Genomic DNA, 4,397 nt, shown 5'->3' on the forward strand with positions numbered 1-4,397 from the left:
GCCATGCGTGGATGGGCTCATCAGTGCGGACCAACGGTCCGCACCCACCCAGCCAGTAGATCCACGCCATGCGTGGATGGGCTCATCTGTGCGGACCAACGGTCCGCACCCACCCAGCCAGTAGATCCACGCCATGCGTGGATGGGCTCATCTGTGCGGACCAACGGTCCGCACCCACCCAGCCAGTAGATCCACGCCATGCGTGGATGGGCTCATCTGTGCGGACCAACGGTCCGCACCCACCAAACCAGTAGATCCACGCCATGCGTGGATGGGCTCATCAGTGCGGACCAACGGTCCGCACCCACCAAACCGATGGTGGCGATCAACCGTAGCTGATCGCCTCGACAAACGCACCGCTGGCTTCCACGCGCACGGCCGCACGCTGGCCGGTGTCGGTGAAGTGCAGGCGCGCGAGGGTTTCGGCGAAATCGAAGGCGCGGACACCGTCGCGGAACTCGATCGGTTCCGGTTTGTCCGGGTGCAGCACGCGCCACTGGCGCTGCTCACATTGCAGACGGATCAACATGCGTTGCTCACTCCTTGAACAGCGTATCGATGACGGTGGGCACACCGGGAGGCGCACTGCCCCCGGTTGCCGACGATACGAGGAATGAACTGTGACCGCCATCAGATTAATCTGAATCTGAGGGCCACTGCCGTCAGTTGATCTGGAACTGGGCCCGGCAGCCATCGCTGACCCACACACCGCGGCGGTCCCAGCCCCAGGTACGACCTTCCACGCAGGGGCTGCGCGACTCCTGGCGCACCAGGCGCACGTCGCGGCGGACGCGCGCATCGCAGTACTTCTGCCGGCGGTCGTTGGAATGGCAGGCGATCACCTGGCCGCCGTTGCCGCCCCAACCGCCGCCGCCGTGGCCCCAGCCGCCACGGGATTCACCCACGAACTCGGCACGGCAGCCCTGGGTCACCCACACGCCACCACGCGACTGGCCCCAGGTGCGGCCCTCCACGCACGGCGAGCTGGACAACTGGCGGATCAGGCGCGCGCGACCGTCCAGCCGGCACTCGTTGCTGCGGTTCTTCACCGATTCGCAGCGCACGATTCCGCCGCCACGGTTGTCGTAGCGGTCGTCATAGCCACGGTTCTGCGCCTGCGCGACACCTGCAGCCGCCAGCATCGGCAGCACGAGGCATGCCACGGCTCCCCAGCCCAGTCCCCTGCCCGATCCCTTGCCCATTGCCACTTCTCCAGATGAATACGATGGCGCAAGCATCGGAGATTCCGGGCGCGCCGCACAGAGGGGGCGCATGACATGGTTCGCATTCCGTTCAAGCAACCCAACCGGGCCTGACCAGAATCGATCAGTCGGCGGCGGCGATCACTCTCCCGCGGCCGCCATCACCTGCGGCGTCCCCAGCTTTTCCTCGAACGCAAACGCGAACAGCTCGGCGTCGTTGCTGATGCCCAGCTTGCGCATTGCCGAGATCCGCTGCCGGCTGATCGTGCTGACCGTCCGCCGCAACTGTGCGGCGATCTCGGTGATGGACGGCCCGGATACATACAGCCGCAGCACTTCCAGCTCCTTGGGCGACAGCACGGACAGGGTCCGCTGGCGCCCGGCCTCCTGCAGGCAGGGGGCGAGCTCGGAGTCCAGGTAGATGCCGCCGCCCATGACCGAATCGACCGCATTGCGAAGGCCGTCCACGCCACTGCCCTTGTAGACCAAGCCGCGCACGCCGGTCCGCATGGCCATGTTGAGCGTGGTGGGATTAGTGATCATCGTGACCAGGACTACGGGAATCCTGGGGTGATTGCGACGCAGCGCCTGCAGCATCGCCTGGCCATCCGGCCGCTTTCCACCGGGCATCGAAAAGTCGGTCACCACCAGATCCACATCTTCAGTGGCGAGCAGATCGAGCAGCGCTTCCGCGCACTGCGCCTCGCCCACGACGCTGTGCCGGCCCTCTGCCTCGATCACAAGGCGGGTGCCAAACAGCACCAGCGGATGGTCATCCGCGATGGCGATTCGAGTGAGCATGGTGATTGCCTGTAAATGGTCACGCCGCAGTGCGCACGGAAAACGCTAATAACCCTCGAACGCTTCGTCAACTTAACATTGGAAAATGCAATTCCTCATCGCAAACCCGCGCTCATGCATGCCTTTCCATTAATTGCATGACCCCCGCGCACATTTGCAACTTTCCCAATAGTTTCATGGAAACAAAAACAGAAACCGACTTATATATCCACCTCCAATCACTCATGGCGCCCGATGCTCATGGTCCGATTCCGCCGCCATCCTTTCGAAGATCTCGAGGCACCGCCTGCCCCTCTGTCGATGCCAGCGGCAACGCTGCCGGCCGCGGCGCTGCCCTTCGTGCAGCAGCTGCGCATCCATCTGGCGAGCGACACCGCGACGCCGCGCAGGTCCGCCTATGCCGCCGTCATCCATGACGACACAGCCGTCTGCTGGCTGGACACGAAGAACGATCGCATGATGACCACGGCGCCCGCACCGATCACGCTGACACTGCTGCAGAAACTGCTCGCCGAGGAGCACCCGGCGTTGAGCCTTGCACCGGTCACGAAGGAGGTGTTCGAGCAGCGCGTGGTCGTGTCCAGCAACCTGGCGCTGCGCCCCACGCTGTGGAACATCGCGCTGGCCGCAACACGCTTGGACCGCTTGATGCTGCCGCTGCAGATGGACGCCAAGCTGCGCCTGCGCCGCTGGCCGGACTTCCGCATCCTCGCCCACCGCCACGACCACTTCCGCCTGTGCGCGCTGTTGATCAAGCAGGGCGCCTCCGTCCAGGCGTGCTGCGACATCCTCGACCTGCCGCAACGCCAGGTGCAGTCGTTCTTCAATGCCGCCTTCCTCACTGCCTACGCCTTCCCGGTGATGGGCAGCGACGCACCGGTCCGTCCCTCGCCCACCGATGGCCTGGTCAATCTGTGGCGCCAACTTCGTATCCGCTGGAGTGCATGAGCGTGCGTGAGCACAAGATCGTCGTTATGGGCCCGCTGGGTGCGGGCAAATCCACCCTCGTGCAGACCCTCACCCACGGCAAAGCCGTGGTGACCGAAGCCCGCAATACCGACCCCAGCGTGGGCAAGGAATACACCACCGTTGCCATGGATTACGGCGACATCGACCTGCCGGGCGGCGACCGGCTGCGCCTGTATGGCTCGCCCGGGCAGGAACGCTTCTCGTACATCTGGCCGATCCTGCTGGCGGGTGCCGAGGGCGCCATCGTGCTGGTGGATGGCAGCAAGTGCGTCAACGCCACACTCGCCGGCCAGCACCTGCAGGCCATCGCCGAGCACGCGCCCACCCTGCCGGTGGTGATCGGCATCACCAAGTGCGGCCGCACCGACGATCCGATCCTGCCGCACTGGCAGGCATGGTTGAGCGAGCAGGCCCCGCACCTGCCAGCCTTGCCGCTGGACCCGCGTGACATGAAGCAGGCCATCACCGCCATGGACCTGCTGATGAGCCAGATTGAATGCAATGCGATGGCGGCCGCATATGAGTGACGCGCTTAACGCCGCACCGGCATTGAACGCACTGGCGCGCGACGTCCCGGGCATCCAGGCCATCGTGGTTGCCAGCGCCGACGGCTTCGCGCTCGCCCAGGCCGGGCCGAAAGGCAACGTGGCCGATCGCCTGGCCGCGATGACCAGCTCGATGCTGGGCCTGGCCAGCGCGCTGGGGCGCGAGCTGCGCTTTGGCGAACTGGACACGCTGATCCTCGACGCCGCCGACGGCAAGGTGCTGATGCTGGCCATACCCGGATCGCAGCCGCGGCTGCTGATGACCGCGTGCGACCACAGCTGTGTCATCGGCAACGCCCTGTGGCATGCCAAGCAGTGCGTGCGCACGCTGGCCGACAACACGAACTGATGCATGTCGCTCTCACTGCTCAGACGACTCTTTTCTTCCAAACACCCGCAACGGACGACTGAAATGAATACCGCCATCAACAAATGCCTGGACACGCTCATGCAGATCAACGGCGCACAAGCCGTGGCACTGGTCGACTACGAAAGCGGCATGCTGCTGGGCAACGCCGGCTCGGGCGTGGACATGGAGCTGGCCGCCGCCGGCAACACCGAAGTGCTGCGCGCCAAGATGAAAACCGCCGAAGCCCTCAACCTCAACGACAGCATCGAGGACATCCTCATCACCCTGGGCCGCGCTTACCACGTGCTGCGCCCGGTGTCGGCCAAGAAGGGGCTGTTCTTCTACGTCGTGCTGGACCGGCAGAAGGCGAACCTCGCCCTCGCCCGCCGCATGGTGCTGGATGTGGAGAGTTCGCTGGCGCTGTAACGGCCACAAACGCGTTCATGGGGAAGGCGTGGCCGGGGGGGGGGGGGGGGGGGGCCCCCCCCCGGGGGGGGGGGGGGGGGGGGGGGGGGGGGGGGGGGGGGGGGG

The 4,397-nt window shown here is 65.6% G+C and carries 7 protein-coding genes; 4 read left to right on the forward strand and 3 right to left on the reverse strand.

What is annotated here, in order from left to right:
- Positions 1-325: 325 nt before the first annotated feature.
- From IAE41_RS21915 to IAE41_RS21925, 3 genes are all read right to left on the reverse strand, one after another.
- A complete protein-coding gene (locus tag IAE41_RS21915) occupies positions 326-529 on the reverse strand; it encodes a hypothetical protein (RefSeq protein ID WP_079222567.1) in 204 nt (67 codons plus the stop codon).
- Between the two features lie 133 nt (positions 530-662).
- Positions 663-1,202: a DUF3011 domain-containing protein gene (locus IAE41_RS21920; RefSeq protein ID WP_200734554.1), complete on the reverse strand. Its 540-nt coding sequence runs from the start codon at positions 1,200-1,202 to the stop codon at positions 663-665.
- Between the two features lie 141 nt (positions 1,203-1,343).
- Positions 1,344-2,003, reverse strand: coding sequence for a response regulator transcription factor (locus IAE41_RS21925; protein ID WP_200734555.1), 660 nt, complete (start codon positions 2,001-2,003; stop codon positions 1,344-1,346).
- A gap of 240 nt (positions 2,004-2,243) precedes the next feature.
- On the opposite strand from IAE41_RS21925, the gene IAE41_RS21930 reads away from it, so the two are divergent.
- From IAE41_RS21930 to IAE41_RS21945, 4 genes are all read left to right on the forward strand, one after another.
- Complete coding sequence (locus IAE41_RS21930) at positions 2,244-2,951, forward strand: hypothetical protein (RefSeq protein ID WP_234458971.1); 708 nt, start codon at positions 2,244-2,246, stop codon at positions 2,949-2,951.
- The gene (locus IAE41_RS21935) at positions 2,948-3,499 is read left to right on the forward strand and encodes a GTP-binding protein (RefSeq protein WP_200734556.1); all 552 of its coding nucleotides are present in this window, start codon (positions 2,948-2,950) and stop codon (positions 3,497-3,499) included. Before IAE41_RS21930 ends, IAE41_RS21935 begins: the two co-directional genes overlap by 4 nt.
- The gene (locus IAE41_RS21940) at positions 3,492-3,866 is read left to right on the forward strand and encodes a roadblock/LC7 domain-containing protein (protein WP_079222571.1); all 375 of its coding nucleotides are present in this window, start codon (positions 3,492-3,494) and stop codon (positions 3,864-3,866) included. The genes IAE41_RS21935 and IAE41_RS21940 overlap by 8 nt, the downstream gene beginning before the upstream one ends.
- Before the next feature lie 99 nt (positions 3,867-3,965).
- Positions 3,966-4,292 (forward strand): hypothetical protein, encoded by a 327-nt coding sequence (locus IAE41_RS21945; protein ID WP_200734558.1) that lies wholly within the window; start codon positions 3,966-3,968, stop codon positions 4,290-4,292.
- Positions 4,293-4,397 lie beyond the last annotated feature (105 nt).

Origin of the sequence: Stenotrophomonas sp. S39 (genome assembly GCF_016624665.1) — a bacterium.
GTDB lineage: Bacteria > Pseudomonadota > Gammaproteobacteria > Xanthomonadales > Xanthomonadaceae > Stenotrophomonas.